The organism is Winogradskya consettensis (genome assembly GCF_018332715.1).
Classification (GTDB): domain Bacteria; phylum Actinomycetota; class Actinomycetes; order Mycobacteriales; family Micromonosporaceae; genus Actinoplanes; species Actinoplanes consettensis.
In genome coordinates, this window is sequence record NZ_BOQP01000002.1 from 49,144 (window position 1) to 70,553 (window position 21,410).

General features: G+C 69.7%; 17 protein-coding genes and 1 tRNA gene. 13 read left to right on the forward strand and 5 right to left on the reverse strand.

What is annotated here, in order from left to right:
• The first annotated feature begins 49 nt into the window (after positions 1-49).
• The 7 genes from Aco04nite_RS01535 to Aco04nite_RS01565 all read left to right on the forward strand — a co-directional run bounded on the left by Aco04nite_RS01535 (position 50) and on the right by Aco04nite_RS01565 (position 11,152).
• A complete protein-coding gene (locus Aco04nite_RS01535; protein WP_438874888.1) occupies positions 50-1,405 on the forward strand; it encodes a class II fumarate hydratase in 1,356 nt (451 codons plus the stop codon).
• A 66-nt stretch (positions 1,406-1,471) separates the two neighbouring features.
• Complete coding sequence (locus tag Aco04nite_RS01540; RefSeq protein WP_212995393.1) at positions 1,472-3,133, forward strand: S8 family serine peptidase; 1,662 nt, start codon at positions 1,472-1,474, stop codon at positions 3,131-3,133.
• Between the two features lie 99 nt (positions 3,134-3,232).
• Positions 3,233-4,648 carry a cysteine--tRNA ligase gene (gene cysS / locus Aco04nite_RS01545; protein WP_212995394.1) on the forward strand — a complete coding sequence of 472 codons (1,416 nt, stop codon included), beginning with the start codon at positions 3,233-3,235 and terminating at the stop codon, positions 4,646-4,648.
• A complete protein-coding gene (rlmB, locus tag Aco04nite_RS01550) occupies positions 4,648-5,772 on the forward strand; it encodes a 23S rRNA (guanosine(2251)-2'-O)-methyltransferase RlmB (RefSeq protein ID WP_212995395.1) in 1,125 nt (374 codons plus the stop codon). The genes cysS and rlmB overlap by 1 nt, the downstream gene beginning before the upstream one ends.
• Positions 5,773-5,979: 207 nt before the next feature.
• Entirely contained in the window at positions 5,980-7,044 is a 1,065-nt protein-coding gene (locus tag Aco04nite_RS01555; RefSeq protein ID WP_212995396.1) for a type IV toxin-antitoxin system AbiEi family antitoxin, read from the forward strand.
• A 46-nt stretch (positions 7,045-7,090) separates the two neighbouring features.
• Positions 7,091-7,879, forward strand: coding sequence for a hypothetical protein (locus tag Aco04nite_RS01560; RefSeq protein ID WP_212995397.1), 789 nt, complete (start codon positions 7,091-7,093; stop codon positions 7,877-7,879).
• Positions 7,880-8,053: 174 nt separating this feature from the next.
• On the forward strand, positions 8,054-11,152 hold the full coding sequence (locus Aco04nite_RS01565) for an Hsp70 family protein (RefSeq protein WP_244875667.1): 3,099 nt from the start codon (positions 8,054-8,056) through the stop codon (positions 11,150-11,152).
• Positions 11,153-11,199: 47 nt separating this feature from the next.
• On the opposite strand, the gene Aco04nite_RS01570 is transcribed toward Aco04nite_RS01565, so the two are convergent.
• The gene (locus Aco04nite_RS01570; protein ID WP_212995399.1) at positions 11,200-12,285 is read right to left on the reverse strand and encodes an ABC transporter ATP-binding protein; all 1,086 of its coding nucleotides are present in this window, start codon (positions 12,283-12,285) and stop codon (positions 11,200-11,202) included.
• 179 nt (positions 12,286-12,464) lie between these two features.
• Between Aco04nite_RS01570 and Aco04nite_RS01575 the strand changes: the two genes are divergently transcribed.
• The 3 genes from Aco04nite_RS01575 to Aco04nite_RS01585 all read left to right on the forward strand — a co-directional run bounded on the left by Aco04nite_RS01575 (position 12,465) and on the right by Aco04nite_RS01585 (position 14,161).
• Positions 12,465-12,541, forward strand: a tRNA-Thr gene (locus Aco04nite_RS01575).
• 31 nt (positions 12,542-12,572) lie between these two features.
• Entirely contained in the window at positions 12,573-12,995 is a 423-nt protein-coding gene (locus tag Aco04nite_RS01580; RefSeq protein ID WP_212995400.1) for a GNAT family N-acetyltransferase, read from the forward strand.
• Positions 12,992-14,161 carry a low temperature requirement protein A gene (locus Aco04nite_RS01585; RefSeq protein ID WP_212995401.1) on the forward strand — a complete coding sequence of 390 codons (1,170 nt, stop codon included), beginning with the start codon at positions 12,992-12,994 and terminating at the stop codon, positions 14,159-14,161. Before Aco04nite_RS01580 ends, Aco04nite_RS01585 begins: the two co-directional genes overlap by 4 nt.
• Here the strand turns inward: Aco04nite_RS01585 and Aco04nite_RS01590 are convergent.
• Positions 14,155-14,358: a hypothetical protein gene (locus Aco04nite_RS01590; protein WP_212995402.1), complete on the reverse strand. Its 204-nt coding sequence runs from the start codon at positions 14,356-14,358 to the stop codon at positions 14,155-14,157. The two genes, Aco04nite_RS01585 and Aco04nite_RS01590, sit on opposite strands and share 7 nt — an antisense overlap.
• 88 nt (positions 14,359-14,446) lie before the next feature.
• Here Aco04nite_RS01590 and Aco04nite_RS01595 point away from each other — a divergent pair, with 88 nt between their 5' ends.
• Positions 14,447-16,213 carry a potassium channel family protein gene (locus tag Aco04nite_RS01595; protein ID WP_212995403.1) on the forward strand — a complete coding sequence of 589 codons (1,767 nt, stop codon included), beginning with the start codon at positions 14,447-14,449 and terminating at the stop codon, positions 16,211-16,213.
• Here Aco04nite_RS01595 and Aco04nite_RS01600 read toward each other — a convergent pair.
• Positions 16,184-17,395, reverse strand: coding sequence for a DUF4032 domain-containing protein (locus Aco04nite_RS01600; protein ID WP_438874886.1), 1,212 nt, complete (start codon positions 17,393-17,395; stop codon positions 16,184-16,186). The two genes, Aco04nite_RS01595 and Aco04nite_RS01600, sit on opposite strands and share 30 nt — an antisense overlap.
• Before the next feature lie 87 nt (positions 17,396-17,482).
• Between Aco04nite_RS01600 and Aco04nite_RS01605 the strand changes: the two genes are divergently transcribed.
• Positions 17,483-18,691 carry a trypsin-like serine peptidase gene (locus Aco04nite_RS01605; protein WP_244875668.1) on the forward strand — a complete coding sequence of 403 codons (1,209 nt, stop codon included), beginning with the start codon at positions 17,483-17,485 and terminating at the stop codon, positions 18,689-18,691.
• Between the two features lie 39 nt (positions 18,692-18,730).
• Positions 18,731-19,402 carry a phosphatase PAP2 family protein gene (locus Aco04nite_RS01610; RefSeq protein ID WP_244875669.1) on the forward strand — a complete coding sequence of 224 codons (672 nt, stop codon included), beginning with the start codon at positions 18,731-18,733 and terminating at the stop codon, positions 19,400-19,402.
• On the opposite strand, the gene nagA is transcribed toward Aco04nite_RS01610, so the two are convergent.
• Positions 19,362-20,456, reverse strand: a complete 1,095-nt coding sequence (gene nagA, locus Aco04nite_RS01615; RefSeq protein WP_212995405.1) for an N-acetylglucosamine-6-phosphate deacetylase — start codon at positions 20,454-20,456, stop codon at positions 19,362-19,364. The two genes, Aco04nite_RS01610 and nagA, sit on opposite strands and share 41 nt — an antisense overlap.
• Positions 20,453-21,379, reverse strand: coding sequence for an ROK family protein (locus Aco04nite_RS01620; RefSeq protein WP_212995406.1), 927 nt, complete (start codon positions 21,377-21,379; stop codon positions 20,453-20,455). Before Aco04nite_RS01620 ends, nagA begins: the two co-directional genes overlap by 4 nt.
• Positions 21,380-21,410 lie beyond the last annotated feature (31 nt).

The window sequence follows — 21,410 nt, forward strand, 5'->3', positions numbered from 1 at the left end:
AGGCGTGACGACGACTGACGAGAGCGGATTCCGGATCGAGCGCGACACGATGGGCGAGGTCCGGGTCCCAGCCGATGCCCTCTGGCGCGCGCAGACGCAGCGGGCGGTGGAGAATTTCCCCATCTCCGGGCGGGGGCTGGAGTCCTCGCACATCCGGGCGCTGGCCCGGATCAAGGGCGCGGCCGCGCAGGTGAACGCGGGCCTCGGCGTGCTGGAGGACGACCTGGCCAAGGCGATCGTGACCGCCGCGACGCGGGTCGCCGAGGGCGGTTATGACGACCAGTTCCCGATCGACGTCTTCCAGACCGGCTCCGGCACGTCGTCCAACATGAACACCAACGAGGTCATCGCGACGCTCGCCTCCCGCGAGCTGGGCCGCCCGGTGCACCCCAACGACCACGTCAACGCGTCGCAGTCCAGCAACGACGTCTTCCCCTCCTCGATCCACCTGGCCGCGACGGAGGCGGTGACCAGCGACCTGATCCCGGCCCTGGAGCATCTCGAGCGCGCGCTGAGCGACAAGGCCGCGGCCTGGGCGGAGGTCGTGAAATCAGGCCGCACACACCTCATGGACGCGACTCCGGTCACCCTGGGTCAGGAATTCTCCGGGTACGCAGCTCAGGTGCGCTACGGCGTCGAAAGGCTCGGCGCCACCCTGCCGAGGCTCGGTGAGCTCCCGCTCGGTGGCACCGCCGTCGGCACCGGGGTGAACACGCCGCCCGGGTTCGCCCCGGCCGTGATCGAGCGGCTGCGTGAGCTGACCGGGCTGCCGTTGAGCGAGGCCCGCAACCACTTCGAGGCACAGGGCGCCCGGGACGCGCTGGTCGAGGCGTCGGGGCAGCTGCGTGTCATCGCCGTCGGCCTCTACAAGATCGTCAACGACATCCGCTGGATGGGTTCCGGCCCGCGCGCGGGGCTGCGCGAGCTGCGCCTGCCCGACCTGCAGCCCGGTTCGTCGATCATGCCGGGCAAGGTGAACCCGGTGGTGCCCGAGTCGGTGCGCCAGGTCGCCGCCCAGGTCATCGGCAACGACGCGGCCGTCGCGTTCGCCGGCAGCCAGGGCGACTTCGAGCTCAACGTGATGCTCCCGGTGATGGCCCGCAACCTGCTCGAGTCGATCAAGCTGATCGCCGCGGCCGCCCGGATGCTCGCCGACCGCTGCGTCGCCGGGCTGGAGGTCAACGAGGAGATCACCCGTGGCTACGCGGAGGGATCGCCGTCCATCGTCACCCCGCTGAACCGCGTCCTCGGCTATGACGAGGCCGCCGCGATCGCGAAACAAGCCCTGAAGGAAGACAAGACCATCCGGGCGGTAGTCCTCGAACGTGGACATGTCGCCAACGGCACTTTGACCGAGGATCAGCTGGATTCGGCGCTTGATGTACTGCGAATGACCCGTCCCTGATCAACGGCGCGCGGGCGGGGGGTGACGACCCTTGTGGATCATCGTGTTCTTCGATGGAATGCGGTGATGAGAAGACGCCTGACGGCAGGAGTCGTCGCCACCGCGACGGGTCTTGCCCTCCTCGCCGGTCTGCCGATCTCGTCGGCGACCGCCGCACCCTCCACCGCTTCCACGGGCACCAGCGAATACACGGTGGTCGCCGGTGACGGGGTTTCCGCCGCCGATGCCATCGCCGCGATCACCGCCGCCGGTGGCACGGTCGTGAGCAGCAACGCGGCCGTCGGGACCTACCGGGTCTCGTCGGCCGCCGCCGACTTCAAGGCCAAGGCCGCGAAGTCGGGCGCGCTGATCGGTGCCGCCGCCCGCAAGCCCATCGGGTACGCCCCCAACCCGTCGCCGGTCGAGAAGCCGATCACCGAGGGCCGGGGCGGCGCGTCGTCGTCCGGGGTCCCCAAGGCCGACCCGCTCGACGACAAGCTCTGGGGCCTCAAGATGGTCAAGGCCGACAAGGCCCACGCCATCGAGAAGGGCGAGCGCGGTGTCACCGTCGGCGTCCTCGACACCGGCCTGGACGCGAGCAACCCCGACCTCGCGCCCAACTACAGCAGCAAACTGTCCCGCAACTTCGCGCCCGACATCCCGGAGATCGACGGCGCGTGCGAGGTCGCGAGCTGTGTCGACCCGGCCGGCACCGACGACGGCGGGCACGGCACGCACGTGGCCGGCACCATCGCCGCGGCGGCCAACGGCTCCGGCGTCACCGGTGTCGCGCCCAACGTGACGCTGGTCGAGCTCAAGGGCGGCCAGGACTCGGGCTACTTCTTCCTCGACCCGGTGGTCAACGCGCTCACATACGCCGGTGACGTCGGCATCGACGTGGTCAACATGTCGTTCTACGTCGACCCGTGGCTCTACAACTGCAAGGCCAACCCGGCCGACGCCCCCGAGGCGCAGGCCGAGCAGCGGGCCATCATCGCGGGCGTCAACCGGGCGCTGAACTACGCCCACAAGCGGGGCGTCACGCTGGTCGGCGCCGCCGGCAACCAGTACGACAACCTGAACGACCCGCAGGAGGACACGACCAGCCCCGACTACGGGACCGACCCGTACTACCGGCCGCTCGACAACTCCACCTGCTTCACGCTGCCCGCGGAGGGCCCGAACGTCATCGCCGTCTCCGCGGTCGGCCCGTCGAAGTCGAAGTCGCACTACTCCAACTACGGCACCGAGCAGATCACGGTCGCCGGGCCGGGTGGCTTCACCCGGGACTTCTTCGGCACCCCGCAGTACAACCAGACGGCGAACAACATCCTGTCGTCGTACCCGCTGAACGTCCTCCAGGCGACCGGCCGGGTGGACGCCGACGGGAACGTCATCGCCGCCAACGTGTTCAAGGACTGCACGAAGGCCGGGAAGTGCGGCTACTACGTGTACCTAGCCGGCACCTCGATGGCCTCGCCGCACGTGGCCGGCGTCGCGGCGCTGATCATCAGCAAGTACGGCCACCGCGACTTCTGGCGCGGCGGGCTGACGATGAACCCCGACCTGGTTCAGGCGCGGCTCGTCAGGACCGCGGCGGAGACGGCGTGCCCGGAGCCCCGGCTGCGGAGCTACGCCAACGAGGGCTACCCGGTCGAGTACGACGCGTACTGCGCCGGGCCGAAGTCCTTCAACAGCTTCTACGGGCACGGCATCGCTGACGCGTACGCCGCCGTCGGAGGTCGTTGATCTTCGCCTGCGGGCCCTGTGGATAACTCTGTGGATGACCGCCTCGCCCGTCCTTCGGGCGGGGCGGCATCGCGTTGGTGCGGTCGGTACCCTTATGCGGTGACGATGAGGCTGCATGACACCGCGACCCGATCCGTCCGCGACTTCGTTCCGAAGACGCCGGGGCAGATCGGCATCTACGTGTGTGGGCTCACCGTCCAGTCGGTCCCGCACATCGGCCATCTGCGCAGCGGTGTCAACTACGACATGCTGCGGCGCTGGCTGACCCACACCGGCAACGAGGTCACGTTCATCCGCAACGTCACCGACATCGACGACAAGCTCCTGGTCAAGTCGCTGCAGGGCGGTCAGCCGTTCTGGGCGATCGCCTACGCGAACAAGCTCGTCCTCGACGCCGACTACCGCGCGCTCAACGTGCAGCCGCCGACCTACGAGCCGCTCGCGACCGGGCACATCCCCGAGATCCACGAGCTGATCGGCGAGCTGATCGCGGGCGGCCACGCGTATGTCTCCGCCGAAGGCACCGGCGACGTCTACTTCGACGTGCACACCTATCCGGAATACGGCTCGCTCTCCGGACAGAAGCCGGAGGACATGCTCTCCGCCGGCGAGGCCCCCGAGCGCGGCAAACGCAACGCCGAGGACTTCGCTCTCTGGAAAGGCGTGAAGGCCGACGAGCCGACCGACGCCTCGTGGCCCTCGCCGTGGGGCCGTGGCCGCCCCGGCTGGCACATCGAGTGCTCCGCGATGGCCCGGCGCTACCTCGGCGCCGAGTTCGACATCCACGGCGGCGGCCTCGACCTCACGTTCCCGCACCACGAGAACGAGATCGCCCAGTCCCACGCGGCCGGGCTGCCGTTCGCCCGCTACTGGGTGCACAACGCGCTGCTCAACCTCGGCGACGCCAAGATGAGCAAGTCCCTGGGCAACGTCATCGATGTCGAAGCGGTCCGCGAGATGGGCATCCGCCCGGTGGAGCTGCGCTACTACCTGGGCGCGCCGCACTACCGATCGCGCATCGACTACTCCGACGACGCCCTGCGTGAGGGCGCCACGGCCTACAGGCGGATCGAAGGCTTCGTGCAGCGCGCCGTCGAGGTGGTCGGCCCCGGCCGGCCCAAGGCAGTGCCGCCGGCGTTCGCCGCCGCGATGAACGACGATCTCAACACCTCGGCGGCGCTCGCCGTCGTGCACGACACGATCCGCGTGGGCAACACGGCCCTCGCGGAATCGGACGAGACCGGGGTCCGGGCAGCGCTCACCGAGGTGCGTGCCATGCTCGGAGTGCTCGGCCTCGACCCTCTCGACGAGGCCTGGGGCGGCGGCGACACCGGTAGTGACCTCAAACCGGTGGTCGATTCGCTGGTGGCGCTCGCGCTGGAACAGCGCACGCAGGCCCGGGCACGCAAGGACTGGGGCGCGGCCGACTCGGTCCGCGACCAGCTCAAGAACGCGGGTATTCAGGTGGAGGACACTCCGGCCGGGCCGCGATGGACGGTAGGAGAACAGCACTGATGCCGGGCAATTCAAGCAACGCGAGCAAGCGGGCGACCAACAAGAAGGGCGCGGCGGCCGGCTCCGGCGGTAAGAACCGCACGGGCAGCCTCAAGCCCCGTGGCAAGACGCTGCCCGCCGACGAACGGCCGTGGCACAAGGGCTACTCCGGCACGGAGAAGCTCCCCAACAAGACCGCCCGTAAGCAGGACAAAGAGCGCAAAGCGGCAGCCGCCGAGGGGCGCGTCCCCAAGATCGGCCTGCCCGGCTCGAAGGACACCACCTGGGGTCGTGGCGGCGGCCGCGGAACCTCCGGACGCCCCACCCAGCAGCGCGGCAACCGGGCCCAGACCCGGGGCGGCCCGCGCATCGCCCCCGGACGCCGCTCCAACCCCACCAAGGAAGGCCCCGAGCTCCTGCTCGGCCGCAACCCGGTGGTCGAGGCGCTGCGCGCCAACATCCCGTCCACCGCGCTCTACATGGCGCAGGGCATCGACATCGACGACCGCATCACCGAGATCGTCCGCACGGCGGGCGACCGCGGCATCCCGATCCTCGAGATCAGCCGGCTCGAGCTCGACCGGATGACCGGTGGCGTCATGCACCAGGGCGTCGGCCTGCAGGTGCCCCCGTTCGCCTACGAGGACTTCAACGACCTGGTAGCAGCCGCCCTCGAACAGACGGCCCCGCTCCTGGTCGCCCTCGACGGCGTCACGGACCCCCGCAACCTCGGCGCGGTCATCCGCTCCGTCGCCGCCTTCGGAGCCCACGGCGTCTTCATCACCGAACGCCGCGCCGCAGGCATCACCCCCACCGCCTGGCGCACCAGCGCGGGCGCGGCAGCCCGCGTCCCGGTCTCCCAGGTCGTCAACCTGACCCGCGCCATCAAGGCAGCCCAGCAGGCCGGCTTCACCGCCATCGGCCTCGACGCCGACGGCGAAGTCGACCTCTACCAGCTCGAGGCAGCCTCCGGGCCCCTCCTCGTGGTGGTGGGCTCGGAAGGCCGGGGCATCTCCCGCCTCGTCGGCGAAACCTGCGACATGCTGGTCAGCATCCCCATGGCCTCCGAAGTGGAGTCCCTCAACGCCAGCGTCGCCGCCGCGGTCACCCTGGCCGAGGTAAGCCGCCGCCGCACGTACAAGTAACCAGCCCGGTCTCCGTTCGGGAAATTGCCGTGTTCCGCTGACAGCGGAACACGGCAATTTCCCGAACATCAAGATGCGCGTGCATCGTTGTAGTGTAAAAACGCAGGTGGCGGCCATCCTTGTTCGGGTTATGCTTGTGTTCCGCTGACAGCGGAACATGCCAATTACCCGAACGGGCTGCTGATGGAGATTGCTACCGAGCCTCCTGTGAGCGAGGTTGAAGTGGTGCGCCGCGCCGCTGCCAACCTGGCATCACGCCTGCCCCGGGGGTGGTCGATCCAGCCTGTGGAAGTTGCCGCGCTGACCGATGGCCGGATCGATGCCCTGTACCAGCTGACCGCGCCCGACGGTCGATCGGCCTCTCTTGTGGTTGAGGCTAAAACGATGCTCGACGGGCGCGATGTCGGGGCCGTGGGCGACCAGCTGATGGCTTACGCTGAGCAAGTGGTCAATGGTCAAGGCATCCTAGCTGCTCGCTACCTGTCCCCCCAGGTGCGTGAACAGCTGGCCGAGCGCGGTCTTTCCTTCGTGGATACGACGGGCAACATTCGTCTCGAGGTCACATCTCCCGGGCTGTTCATCGCGGACCGGGGCGCTGACGGAGACCCCTGGCGTGGTCCCGGCCGGCCACGCGGCACCCTCAAGGGCGTCCCAGCAGCGAGAATCGTGCGCGCGATCGCCGACTTCGCTCGTGACTGGACCATTCGCGAACTGGTCACAACCTCCGGGGCATCCACGGGGGCGGCCTACCGGGTGATCGATTTCCTTGAGCGGGAAGGGCTCGCCGAGCGAGGGGCTCGTGGCGCGGTAACGGTGCCACGTTGGGACAAAGTGCTTCTGCGCTGGAGCGACGACTACAGCTTCGTCGAAAACGGCCGGGTAACTCGGTGGATAGCGCCGCGAGGCCTCGAAGACCTGGTGAAACGCCTTCCCCGCACCGAAGCCCTGGAATACGCGCTGACCGGGACCCTTGCGGCAGCACAATGGGCTCCGCACGCGCCGGCCCGCTCGGCAATGATCTACACGGCCGACGCCGGGACAGCCGCCGCACAATGGGATCTGCGTCCAGCGGACGCCGGTGCGAACGTCATGCTGGCCGAGCCCGCGATCGATGTCCCGTTCGTGCGCACCTCCACGAATGCCGATGGCGTCAGGATCGCGGCCCCCACCCAGGTGTTCGTGGACCTCATGACCGGTCCGGGGCGAAGCCCGCAGGAGGCAGAAGAGCTCCTCCACTGGATGGTGGCCAATGAGCAGGCCTGGCGTTCCTGACCCCCAGCCGCCGCCCAGCGATCTCCTGGTCCGATCCCGAGCGGCGATGCTCGATGCGCTCGAAGCCCTGGCTGATCATCGGAACGCGGTCGTCGTAATCGGTGCGCAGGCTGTTTATCTGCGAACCGGTCGTGCCCAGGTCGCGCTTGCGGAGGCGACCAAGGACAGCGACCTCGCCATCGATCCCCGGGCGCTCGGGGAGAACCCCCATGTGGAAGCCGCGATGAAAGCCGCCGGCTTCCTGCCCGACCCTCTGCATGGTCAACCGGGGTCCTGGATCAACGCGATGGGGATACCTGTCGACCTGATGGTCCCGGAGCTACTTGCCGGCGCAGGCGGCCCGAATGCCCGGGGCGCGCGGATACCTCCGCACGACCGACGCGCAATGCGGCGGGCTCGGGGGTTGGAGGCAACCGTCGTCGACAACACTGTCGAGAAGGTGCGGGCGCTGGATCCGGCCGACGAGCGTGCCTATGACGCGAGAGTTGCGGGACCGGCTGCGTTGCTCGTGGCGAAGACCTACAAGATCTCGGAGCGCGTCGAGACGCCGCGGCGGCTGAATGACAAGGACGCTCACGATAGGTATCGGATCCTCGTGGCGGTGGAGACGGCATCGTTGGCTGAAGGCATTCGTCGTCTTCTCGAGGACCCGATCAGTGCGTCCGTGACCGATCAGGCTCTGCGGCAGATGGGCGAATTGGCCGGGGCGGGGCCGGAGGCGCCGATCCCGATGATGGCCGGGCGGGCCGAAGAAGGGTTGGGGGACCCGCAGACGGTGGCGCTTGCGACCGCCTTGTTGGCGCAGGATCTTCTCGGCGCTGTGGAACGGATCTGAGAACGTCCCCGTTTGGGTGGGTCCTGGGCTGATGTTCCGGGGGATTCGGCGCTGACCAGCGGGCGTGGCTGGGGGTGGTCGGGGGCGGCAGGTAACGTGACGGGCCGGGTGGTCACGTTGGTGGAGGGGACCTGCATGCTCGGTGTTGATCTGGGCACGTCCCATACGATCGCGATGCTTCGTCAGCCTGATGGGCGGGTGCGGCCGCTGCTGTTCGATGGGCAGCCGTTGCTGCCGTCGGCGGTGTACCTGGATACGACCGGGCGGCTGCATGTCGGGCGGGATGCTGTGCGGCTCGGGTATGCGGAGCCGGACCGGCTCGAGCCCAATCCGAAGCGGCACGTTGATGCGGCGAGTGTGTTGCTGGGCGGGGCCGAGGTGCCGGTGGCCGACATGCTGGCGGCGCTGCTGGGGGCGGTGGCGCGTGAGGCTGTCGCTACGGTGGGTTATCTTCCGCCTGCGGTGGTGACCTATCCTGCCGCGTGGGGTGCGCAGCGGCAGGAAGTGCTGATCGCGGCGATCGCCCGGGCCGGGTGGCCGCCCACCACCGGAGTCTTGCAGGCCGCGCCCGTTCAAGCGCGTGCGAACGCGACGCTGATCGATATCGCCTGGACGCCGCCGGTTGCTGCGGGGGGCTTGCCAGGCCGGCTGGTGGCTACGCAGTTGGTGGCGGAGCCGGTCGCGGCGGCGCGGTATTTCGCCGACGTGTTGCGTCAGCCGGTGCCGGTCGGGTCGGCCATCGGGGTCTTCGACTTCGGCGGTGGGACGTTGGACATCGCTGTGGTGCGCAACGTCAGGGCCGGTGCCGACGGGCGGGGGCGGTTCGAGGTCGCGGCGTCCGGTGGGCTGGACGACCTCGGTGGGCTGGATCTGGACGCGGCGCTGGTGGACCATCTGGGCACCACGCTGCGGGCCGAGGAGCCTGCGGCCTGGGCGGCGTTGTCCGAGCCGGTGACGCTCGCGCAGTGGCGGGCGCGGCGGCGGTTCTGGGACGACGTACGCGGGGCGAAGGAGATGTTGTCGCGCGCGAGCCAGGCGCCGGTGCCGGTGCCCGGCGTCGAGAACGCGCTGCAGGTGACCCGCGAGGAGCTGGAGCTGGTCGCCGGGCGGCTGGTGCGGCGGGGCGTGGCCGAGGCCGGCGAGGTCATCCGGGCCGCGGGGCTGGCTCCGGCCGACCTTGCCGGGTTGTTCCTGGTCGGGGGCTCGTCGAGGGTGCCGCTGGTCGCGCGCCTGCTGCACAGCGAGTTGGGTATCGCCCCGACCGTCCTCGAACAGCCCGAGCTGCCCGTCGCCGAGGGCTCCATCCTGGCCGCCGACCTGACCGAGGAGAAGCCCGCCGAGGGAAAGCCCGCCGCGGAGAAGCCCGCAGAAGGAAAGCCCGCGGAGGAAACGCTCCCCGACAGGAAGCTCCCCGAGGGAACGGTCGCCGGGGAAACAGTCGCCGAGCAGACGGTCGCCGGGGAAACGGTTGCCGAGCAGACGGTTGCTGGGGAAACGGTCGCTGGGGAAACGGTTGCCGGGGGAGGGGCCGCTGAGGAAGGGCGGGGCCGGGGAGAAGCCGCACCGACCGCGACCGTGGAGGCCGTCGCAGCCGCTGTCGAGCCCGCTCCCGACACGCAGCCCAGGGTCGAGCCCAGAGTCGAGCCCAGGGTCGAGCCCATGCCATTGACCAGGGCCGAGCCCGCGCTGAGCGCCGGGGTGCACAGCAACGGGGTGCAGGCGGCCGGGATGGGGAGCGCGCCACCCGGGCTGAGCAACGGGGTTTCGGGCGAGTCCGGGGAGGGGCCCGCGCCGCAGTATGCCGATCCGGTCGACCCGTGGGCGACGGGGGAGGCGGCGCATCTGGCGGCCGGTGGGGCGGCCTATCCGACGTCGGGGGCGCCGGCTGAGCCGTGGCTGGCGTCGACGGATGGCGAGGAGCGGCGGCTTCCTGCGTACCGTAAGAAGTGGGTCTGGGTTGTTGCGGCCTTGACCGTTGTGGTGCTCGGTGTGGGCGGTGGGCTTGTTGTCCGGGCCTGGCCGGATTATCCGGCGCTGGACTATCAGCCGCTGAGCGAGCCCGTCAGGGTGAAGCCGGTCGCGCCGGTGACGTCGAGTTTTTCGGCGACCGCACTGCGGGACGGGACAGCGTTCTTCGCCGCCGATGACGGTGCGGGGCAGTTGGGGGTGGTGGCTGCCGATGCCGGGACGGGGAAGGTCGCGTGGAGCAACGTCGAGGCCGGCTCGGCGACCCGCTGGGAGTCGTTCTTCAGCGTGCCCGATGCGCTCGTCGCGGTGACCGCTGTCGAGTCCGCGTCGAGTGACCGGCGGGTGGTTCTGCTGGACCCGAAGAGCGGGCACAAGATGTGGGAGCGGCGGATCAACTCCGACGACGAGCTGCTTTTCGCCGGGGACACCGCCGTGCTGGTCGACCGGAGCGAGAACAGGCTGGTGGGGCTCGGGGTCCGGAAGCAGGGTAAGGCCGGGTGGGAGCTCAAGAGCCCGACCACGGAGTACGGCCAGAGCACCACGACAGTCGTCACCGTGACCGACGTCGAGGACCTGGGCGGTGTCGCGCGCACCGGTGGGAAGGACCCGCGGATCGTGCAGGTCGGCGCCGACCGCTCCGTGCGGGTGATCGACGCCGACAAGGGCAAGATCGTGGCGGGACCGCAGCCGAACGTCGCGCAGCCGGATGAGGACATCGTCGCGTACAACGGGCGGCTGATCGTGTCCGAGTCGAGTGACGCGCACCGGATGCTGGCGTACGACCTGGACAAGCTCGGTGAGCCGCGGGTGCTCTACACGCCGCCGGGCACGAACGACCGGGTGCAGACGCTGAGCCCGTGCGGGGACGACCGGATCTGCGGGGTGCAGAAGACGTCGTACGACAGCGAGACCGCGCAGGTCGTCGCGATCGACGCGGCCAAGGGTGGGGAGGTGTGGCATCGCAGCGCGCCGCACGTCGCCACGCTGCTGCCGGTCGGTGACGCCGTGGTCGCGACCCAGGAGACCTCGCCGGGGCAGGTGATGCTGCTCGACGCCGCCGGGAAGGTCACGTGGACCAAGCCGGAGATCGTGGTGGGGCGCATCGACGCCGCGAACATGCTGGTGTTCTCGAAGGCGCTGAGCGCGTCGCCCGATGATCCTTCGATGTCGGGCGAGCACCTCGGGGACAACCCTGTGCCGCTGGGTTCGCTGAAGGGCGTACGGTCCCAGACCTGCTCCTGGGACAGCGAGCATCTCGCCTGCGTGGCCGACGAGGATTTTGTCCTGCAGACTTTCACCGAATAGAAAGAAGGGCGACCCCGCGCGGGGTCGCCCTTCTCAGTCAAGCGTGATCAGATGCGCTCGCCGCTCGTGGCGTTGAACAGGTGAACGGACTCGACCTGCGGCTTGATGTAGACGGTCTCGCCCATGCTGGGCATGTTGCGCCGGTCGGTGCGGACCGTGAAGCGCTCCTGGACGCCCTCCAGGTCGGCGTGGCCGTAGACGTTGGCGTCCGAGCCGAGGTCCTCGACCAGGTCGACCACGATCGGCAGGCCACCCTCGGACGGGGCGACCAGGGAGGTCGCCTCGGGGCGGAAGCCCACGGTCACCTTGCTGCCGCCGGTGCGCGCGCTCTCGATCTGCTCGCGGGTCAGCGGCACGGCCAGCGCGCCGAACTCCGCGCCCGTCTCGGTGAGAGACACGGTCTTGATGTTCATGGCCGGGGAGCCGATGAAGCCGGCGACGAAGACGTTGCCCGGGTTGTCGTACAGCGTCCGGGGGGTGTCGCACTGCTGCAGGTTGCCGTCGAGCATGACCGCGACCCGGTGACCCATCGTCATGGCCTCGACCTGGTCGTGGGTCACGTAGACGGTGGTGATGCCGAGCTTGGCCTGCAGGGTGGCGATCTGCGAGCGGGTCTGGACGCGGAGCTTGGCGTCGAGGTTCGACAGCGGCTCGTCCATGAGGAAGACCTGGGGCTCACGCACGATCGCGCGGCCCATGGCAACACGCTGGCGCTGGCCGCCGGAGAGCGCCTTCGGCTTGCGGGAGAGGTACTCGTCGAGCTGCAGGAGCTGGGCGGCCTCCTTCACCCGGCGGTCGATCTCCGACTTCGGGGTCTTGCGCAGCTTGAGCGCGAACGCCATGTTCTCGTACACCGACATGTGCGGGTAGAGGGCGTAGTTCTGGAAGACCATCGCGATGTCGCGCGACTTCGGGGGCAGGTTGGTGACGTCCTTGCCCTCGATCAGGATGCGACCGCGGTCGACGTCCTCGAGACCGGCGAGCATGCGCAGGCTGGTCGACTTGCCACAACCGGAGGGGCCGACCAGGACGAGGAACTCGCCGTCGCCGACTTCCAGGGTGAGCTCGTTCACCGCGGGGCGCTCGGAGCCCGGGTAGATCCGGGAGGCCTTGTCATAGGTAACTGTAGCCATGGTGGTGCTACTTCCTTTCCACCGGCAGGAACGTGCCGGACGATCCGAGTGGGAGGAACATGCGTGTGGAAGACCACATGCAGCGCAACCGTAAGTCTTTTTTCACGTTCTGCCAAGGTCGCACCGCTGGTACGGCCGTTCGGCGGGTGTCATCGGGTTACCGGTATGCTGTGGCACGCGCCCCTGTAGCTCAGTTGGCTAGAGCACCTGTCTTGTAAACAGGATGTCGTCGGTTCGATTCCGACCGGGGGCTCCAATACGATTTTCCGCCGCTTTATTGTGGCGCTATGCGCATTGAGCGGGTAACCGACGCTGCCGCCGTTCACGCAGCGGCCGATCTCTTCGATGCCCCGCCGCTGGCGGATGCGACCGAGAAGTTCCTCGCCCACCCGGATCATCACCTGCTGCTGGCATACGTGGACGACCGGGCCGTCGGGATGGTCACCGGGGTGGAGATGACGCACCCCGACAAAGGCACCGAGATGTTTCTGTACGAGCTGGGCGTCGCCCCGCACGCCCGGCTCACCGGTGTCGGCACGGCGCTGGTCACGGCGCTCGCCGGGATCGCCCGGGAGCGTGGCTGCTACGGCATGTGGGTCGGCACCGAGGTCGACAACGAGGCCGCCCAGAAGACCTATCGCAGGGCCGGGGCGAACGAGGAAGAGCGTTTCCTCCTGCTGTCCTGGGACACCACCCAGGGGGAATCATGACGAGTCGTAGCTGGCTGGCGCCGATGCGGGCCCGGGACACGACCGAGAACCACCGGGTGGCGACGCCGCTCGAGCTCTTCTTCGACCTGTGTTTCGTGGTCGCTGTCGCGCAGGCGGCCACCCCGCTGCACCACGCCATCGCCGAGGGGCACATCTGGCACGGCGTCGAGGGCTATCTGCAGGTCTTCTTCGCGGTGTGGTGGGCGTGGATGAACTTCACCTGGTTCGCGTCCGCGTACGACACCGACGACGACGTCTACCGGATCACCACCCTGGTGCAGATCGGCGGCGCGCTCGTGCTCGCCGCAGGAGTGGCCGACGCATTCGACGCCAACAACTACACCGCCATCACCATCGGGTACGTCATCATGCGGCTCGCGATGGTCGCCCAGTGGATCCGGGCCGCCCGCGGTGACCGCGAGCGCCGGACAACCGCGATCTACTACGCCGTCGGCATCGTCGTCGTGCAGATCCTGTGGCTGCTCCGGCTCGCGCTGCCGGAGGACCTGCTGACCCCGGCGTTCGCCGCGCTGGTGGTCTGCGAGCTGCTCGTGCCGGTGCTCGCCGAGCGCTCCCCGGGCGGGTCGACCGCCCCGCACCCGCATCACATCGCCGAGCGGTACGGCCTCTTCACGATCATCATGCTGGGCGAGTCGGTCTCCGCGGCCACGATCGCCATCCGGACGGGGCTGGACACCGGGGAGCACGAGGCAGGCCTGGTCTCGGTCGCGGCAGCCGGGCTGGTCATCGTCTTCGGGCTCTGGTGGCTCTACTTCGACCGGTCGGCGCACAGCCTGATCCGGACGCTGCACAACTCGGAGCTGTGGGGCTACGGCCACTACTTCATCTTCGCCGCGGCGGCTGCGGTCGGCGCCGGGATCGCGGTGGAGGTCGAGTACGAGAGCCACCACGCGGAGATCTCCGGGACCGTGGCGGCGTACGCGGTCGCCGTACCCGTAGCTGTCTATCTCCTTGTCGTCTGGCTGTTGCACATCCGGCCGCATCAGCGTGGGCCGTTCATTGCGGCGTACCCGTTCGTCGCGGTGCTGACGTTGCTGGCCCCGCTCGGACCGGCCCCGGTCTTCGTGATCGCCGCGCTGATGGTGTTGCTCGTCACTGCCACGGTGGTGGTGGGCCGCCGGGTCCCCGACGCGATCGCTCAGTAGTCGGGGTCCTCGCCGGCCACCGGACGGCTGGGCGAGAACGTCCGTTCGGAGTGCGGCTTGATGGGCGTTCCTCCCGGTGGCATGGCCGGTACACCCTCGGTGACCACCGCCCGGCCATCGGGAAGAAGGCCGCCGGTCGCCGGGACCGGCAGCGCGAGACCACCGATGAGAACCCAAGCGCTGAGCCACTTCCGCATGACGCCTCCGGGGAAACCTGGGACAAAACGCACCGCAGAGGGGAACGAGCGGCGACACGACCGGGTATCGGGTGACTACGATGCGGCAATGTCCGTCGATCCCGCCCGCCGCTCCCTGGTCTCGCGGTTGCGGCAGACGCTGCCGGGCAACGGGGACAACCGCCCGCACTTCGTGGTCTGCGGCGCCGACGCGCTCGTCTACACGCTCGCCGAGGAGTTGGCCAACGCCGGCCACCGCATTCGGCTGACCGTCATCGTGCCGACCGTTCTGCGGCGTGACGTTCCGGACCTGACCGCACTGCGCGGCGTACGCGTCATCCGCGCCGACCGTCTCGACGAGCGCACCTTCCGCGCCGCCGGCCTCGACGGTGCCGCCGCCCTGGCCCTGGTGATGCCGGACGACGTGGTCAACCTGCACGCCGCCCTCTGCGCCCAGGCCGTCGAGCCGGATCTGCGGCTCGTGATCCGGATGTTCAACACCGGTCTCGGCTACGGCGTCCGGCGGCTCTTCGAGGACTGCGCGGTGCTGTCCGACGCGTCCATGGTGGCCCCCGCGTTCGTGGCAGCGTCCCTCGGCGACCTGGCACCCACCCACGTACGCCTGCCCGGCCGCACCGTCCACGTGGCCCGCCGCGAGAACGTCCGCCCCGAGCAGGTCGTCTGCACCCTGACCGCGTCCGACGGCAACGGCCGGGTGGACCTGCTGCCCGACGAACCGGCGATGCCCGCGCAGCAACCCGGCGACCTGGTCCTGGCCGAGGCTCGCGGACAGGCGCCCGCCCCGGCGCGCCGCAGACGCCGGCCGTTCACGTCTCTCGGCCGGGCGTTGCGCGCCGCACTGAACCGCAAACTGGGCATCGCGGTGCTGGTCACGCTCGTGATCACGGCACTGTCCGGTGGCGTGCTGGCCCACTCCCTGCACTACGCCGGCTTCTGGAAACCCGTCTACGTCACGCTGCTCACCGCGGTCGGCTCGTCCGACGTGGAGGAGAACCGCAACGCCGTCGGGCAGGCAGCCCAGCTGATCCTCACCATCGCCGGGCTCGCGCTGCTGCCGCTGATCACCGCCGCGGTGGTCGAGGGCATGGTCAACGCCCGGCTCGCCCTCGCCGGTGGGCGCTTCACCGGCCGCCGCGAGGACCACGTAGTCGTCGTCGGGCTCGGCAACGTGGGCACCAGGGTGCTGCGCCAGCTGGTCGACCTCGGCATCGACGTGGTGGCGGTCGACATCAGCCGCGAGGCCCGCGGGGTGAAGGTCGCCGAGCAGCTCCGGGTGCCACTGATCATCGGGGATGCGGCGTCCGAGGACGTGCTGCGGCAGGCGTCCATCGCGACCAGCCGGGCGCTGGTGGTCGTCTCTACCGACGACGTGACGAACCTGCAGGCCGCGCTGAACGCCCGCGCCGTGAGCCCGGACCTGCGCGTCGTCCTGCGCCTGTTCGACGACGACTTCGCCCAGCGGGTGGACACGGCGTTCAACATCGCCATCTCGCGCAGCGTCTCCCGGCTGGCCGCGCCCGCGTTCGCGGCGGCGATGCTGGAACGCGACGTGATCGCGACGATTCCGGTGGACCGGCACGCGGTGCTGCTCGCGAACGTGCGGGTGACCGGCGGGTCGCCCCTCGACGGTGCTCCGCTCAGCCAGATCGAGCGCGCGGGGAGCGTACGCGTCATCGGCCTGGCCGCCGCGGGCCAGGAGTGGGTCGACTGGGCCCCCGACCCCCGCCGCGTCCTCGCCACCGACGACCGCGTGGTCGTAGCGGCCCGCCGAGCCGGCCTGCGCGCCCTCGTCGAGCAGGCCAGCCCGCCGCCGTTGCCCCTGGAACTAGGAGAGAGCGCCGACCTCGACGCCTAGGACGGCCTGCTCATCGGGCTTGTGGGCAAGCACGTCGGTCAGGTAGGACTGCACCGCCGGTGCCATGCCCACGTCACGACCGGCGCGCTCGGAGAGCAGCCACTTGTGCTGGATGATCTGCGAGAAGATCTCCTGCGGCTCGAGTTTCTGCCGCAGGTTGGCCGGCACCGCGCGGACCACCGGCTCGAAGACCTCGGTCAGCCAGCGGTGCGCGGCCTGCTGCTCGTCGGTGAGGTCGCTCTCGGCCTTGTACGTGTCGAGATCGTTGAGCAGCTGCCGGGCCTGGTTCTCCTCGGCGTCCAGACCGGTGAGCCGCATCAGCCGCCGCGTGTGATAACCCGCGTCGACGACCTTCGGCCGCACCCGGACCCCGCCATCCACGGTGGACATCGCCACCTCGGCCACGTCGAAGCCGAGCTCGTTGAGCCGCCGGATGCGCCCCTCGATGTCGTGCCGGGCGTCGCGCCGCTGGATCTCCTGCTCGTAGGTGACCTCGTGCCACAGCCGGTCGTAGCGCGCCACGATGTCGTCGACGACCGACTCGGGGTCGATCGACTCGTGCAGCAGCTCGGCGGCCTGCAGGTCGAGGCACTCGCCGAAGATGTTGAGCCGCAGGATCTCGATGTCCTCGCTGCGCTGGCCCTCGGAGAGCTTCGGGTAGATGTTGCCGGTCTCCGCGTCGACGAGGTAGGCGGCGAACGCGCCCGCGTCGCGGCGGAAGAGCGTGTTGGACAGCGAGCAGTCACCCCAGGAGAAGCCGGTGAGGTGCATCCGCACGACCAGCGCGGCGAGCGCGTCGAGCAGCCTGTTCATCGTCTCCGGCCGCAGCGTGTGCGAGAACAGCGCGCGGTAGGGCAGCGAGAACTTGAGGTGCCGGGTGACCAGCACGGTCTCCAGGGGCTCGCCCTGCTCGTCGACGCGGTCGGTGACGATGGCGACCGCCTCGACGGCCGGGAAGTCGATCCGCTCCAGCGCCCGGAGCAGGTCGTATTCCTTCTCGGCGATCTTCTCGCGGGTCTCCTTCAGGGCGTAGACGGTGTCGTTGAGCTTGACGAACCGGACGATGTGTCGCGAGATGCCCTGCGGCAGTGCGACCAGGTGGTCGGCGGGCCACTCCTCAAGCGGCACGCTCCACGGCAGGTCCAGCAGCGCCGGGTCGATGAGGGCTGAAGTGAGTCGCACGCAGACCAGTGTGCCCCCTCGCATCGGCGCGTCGCTGCCGCACGTGGCTCGTTACACACAAGCGAGACACGAGGGGTAGGAGTGAATGTGCGACGCTCGGTGAGCATTATCGCCGGGGTCTGCGCCGCCGTGACCCTTATCGGCATGGCGGGCGTCCTGGCATGGACGCGCAGCGGCGACACGGGCCGCGCTGTCGGCATCTGGCACGACCCCCTGATCAACCCCGTCGTCACCCCTGCCGAGGACGGCCGGCAACACGTCGGTGAGGTGCTCGCACTCGACAAACTGCTCGGCTACGGCGCCCCGGACCGCGAGGTGTTCCGCTATCCGGCCGCTTCCTACGTGAAACTGCACTTCAGTCGCATGGTGCTGGTCGCCGGCGACTACCTGACCGTGGCAGACGCCACGGGCGCGGAGTCCTACCGCTACGACGGGCTCGAGTCCGGCAGGTGGGCGATGTCGGTGACCGGCGACACCGCGGTGCTGGAGCTGCACCGGGGCACCCAGCCCGGGTTCAAGTCGGCGCGGATCCACGTGGACAAGGTTGCCAAGGGTTACAGCCGGCAGGACCAGGTGACGAAGCCCACGGGCCAGCTCCTGCGGCCGGGGCTGACCGGGCGCGAGGAGTCGGTCTGCGGCTCGGACGAGAGCAAGGACGCGGTCTGTTACCGCTCGGCCGACCCGGTCGCGTACACCCGGTCCAAGGCCATCGCCCGGCTCCTGATCAACGGCACCGAGCTCTGCACCGGCTGGCGGGTCGGCGCTGGCAACCGCATGATCACGAACAACCACTGCTTCGACAACTCGGACGAGGCCTACGAGACCGAGGTCTGGTTCAACTACCAGTGCGCGAAGTGCGGCGGCTACGAGGTCTTCCGGCCGACCAAGGTCTGGGGCGAGAAAGTCATCACCACCGACCATGTGTACGACTACACGTTGTTCACCGTCGAGAACTTCGACTCGGTCCGCAAGTTCGGCTACCTGACGCTCGACACCGCCCGCCCGGTCCGCGGCCAGGAGCTCTACGTGCCGCAGCACCCGGCCGGCGAACCCACCCGCATCGCCGGGCGCCTCGGTGACAGGGCCGGCACCTGCGCGGTGGTCAGCAACGCCTTCGACGGGTACACGGCGAAATCCGACGTCTCCTACAACTGCGACACCGAGGGCGGATCGAGCGGCAGCCCGGTGCTGTCCCGCAAGACCGACAAGGTGGTCGCGCTGCATCACTTCGGTGGCTGCCCCAATTCCGGCGTACGCGCGGACCTGCTCTACAGCAAGCTCAAGTACTTCCTGTGACCTTGTAACGTGACCCTCATGCAGCGGATACGTGGTTGGGTGCCCGAGATCGTGTCGCTGCTGCTGTTCATCGTGCTGACGATCGCGCTGGCCAACGGCCATCTGCTGAGTCTGGATCTCCGAGTGGCGGACTGGGTCGACACCCACCGGCCCGCGCCTTTCTACTGGACCTTGCGGGTGTTCAACTACCTCGGCCAGGGCGGTCAGGTGCTGACGCCGGTGGCGATCGTTCTGACGGCCTTTGCGACCTGGCGGCTGCGGTCGGTGCGTCCGGTCCTGCTATTCGGATCCGCATATGTCCTGTTTTATCTTACGATCGGGCCGCTGAAGATCTGGTTCGACCGCGCCGCACCGCACTTCAAGGGCGCGAACCGCGAGATCCTGTTCAATCCGGACCCGCTGGCCACCGGCTCGCTCTCAATGAGCTACCCCTCAGGCCATGTCGCCAACGCCCTTGCCTGGTACGGCGTCATCGCCGTCCTCATCAACGCCCTGCTGGCCCAGCCGATGCCGGACAGGGCCTACCTGGCGCTGCGGATCCTGCCCCCGGCGATCGTGTTCGTGACCACGACGTACCTCGCGTTCCACTGGATCACCGACTCGGTGGCCGGGCTGCTGCTCGGCCTTGTCCTGACCCGGATCCTCGCGCGGGTGGCGGTGCTGCTGGGCTTCAGACCCAGGATCCGGACCGCAGCACCTGTTTCACCGTGAGATCGGGTGAGAGCACCACGAGGTCCGCGCGCAACCCGGCTTCCAGCGCACCGACCTGATCGCTCAGCCCCAGCACCCGGGCCGGGGTCGTCGAGGCCATCGCCGACGCCGTGACCAGGTCGAGCCCCGCGCCGACGGCCTGCCGGAACGCCGCGTCCATGGTCAGGGTGCTGCCGGCGATCGAGCCGTTGCGGGCCAGCCGGGCGACCCGGCCGGTCACGGTGACGGCCTGACCGCCGAGCTCGTAGTCGCCGTCGGGCATGCCGGCGGCGTCCATCGCGTCGGTGATCAGGGCCGCCCGGTCCGGGCCGGTGGCGTGCGCCGCGAAGCGCAGCGTGCCGTCGTGCAGGTGGATGCCGTCCGCGACCAGCTCGCACACGATCGCGGGGGAGTCGAGCAGCGCCACGACCGGGCCCGGCTCGCGGTGGTGGGCCGGGGGCATGCCGTTGAAGACGTGGGTGCCGACCGTCGCGCCGGCGGCCACCCCGGCGAGGGTCTGTTCGTACGAGGCATCGGTGTGCCCGATCGCGGCCGCGACCCCGTTCCCGGCCAGGAAGCGGATCGCGTCCAGGGCTCCGGGCAGTTCGGGGGCGATCGTGACCATGCGGATCGTCTGCCCGGAGAGCTCGATGAGCGCGGCCAGCTCGTCCAGCGAGGGGTCGCGGAGGAAGTCCGGGTTCTGCGCGCCGCATCGCACGCTGCTCAGATAGGGCCCCTCGAAGTGGATGCCCGCGATCGTCCCGTTCTCGACCAGCGGCCGGTACGCGGCGGTGGCGTCGCGCATCAGCTCGTACGGTGAGCTGACCAGGCTGGCCAGCATCGTGGTGGTGCCGTGCGCGAGATGAAATGCCGCAGCCTGCGCCGCTTCCTCGAGAACACCCTGGGTGAAGGTGTGCCCGCCACCACCGTGGCAGTGCAGGTCCACGAAGCCGGGCACGATGATGTCGTCGCCGGCGTGCGCGGATTCGCCGACGGACAGGATCGCGGGGCCGTCCACCTCGACGTACCCGGGCACGATCGCGCCGGGCCGGACGATGCGGCCGTGGATCTTCACTGGGTGACCTCCAGGTGGTCGAGAGCCAGCAGGGCCGCGCCGAGGCAGCCTGCGGTGTCGCCGAGTGCCGCGCGCACGATCTGCGGCATCCGGTGGAACGTGATGCGGGCCTGCAGCGCCGCCCGCAACGGTGTGAGCAGGGCTTCCCCGGCCTCCGCGAGCCCGCCGCCGAGCACGATGATCCCGGCGTCGTAGAGCGCCTGCGCGGTGAGCAGCCCGTCGGCGAACGCCTCGACGGCCTCGGTCCACACCCGGTTGGCCAGCTCCTCGCCGGCCGCCGCGCGGGTCGCCACGTCGTACGCGGTCACGCCGGCCTCGCCGGAGAGCTCGACATAGCGCCGCCCCACCGCGGATGCCGAGGCCACCGCCTCGAGACAGCCCCGCCCGCCGCAGGGGCAGGCCGGCCCGCCGGGGCGTACGACTATGTGCCCGACCTCGCCCGCAGCGCCGTGCGCGCCCGCCTCTGCCTTGCCGTCGACGACGTGAGCCGCGGCGATGCCGGTGCCGATCGCGATGAACAGCACGTGCCGCTCGCTGCGACCGGCGCCGAGCCGGGCCTCGGCGAGCCCTCCGGCGCGGACGTCGTGGCCGACCGCGGTGGGCAGTCCGAGCCGTTCCTGCATGAGCGCCCGCATCGGTACGTCCCGGAAGCCCACGTTGCTCGACCAGACCGCGACACCGTTCTCCTCGTCGATCACGCCCGGGACGACCAGCCCGACGGCGACCGGCTCGAGGCCCTCGGCGCGGGCCCGCCCGGCCAGCCCGGTGGCGATGTCGAGGATGTTCGCGGTGACCGCCTCCGGGCCGCGCTGGGCCAGGGTCGGGTGCCGCTCGGCGTGCACCACGGTGCCGTCCGGCTTGACCAGGGCGCACTTCATACCGGTGCCGCCGACGTCCAGCGCCACCACCACGTCGTTACTCACGATCGTGCCTTCCTTGCGGGGGTGAGAACGA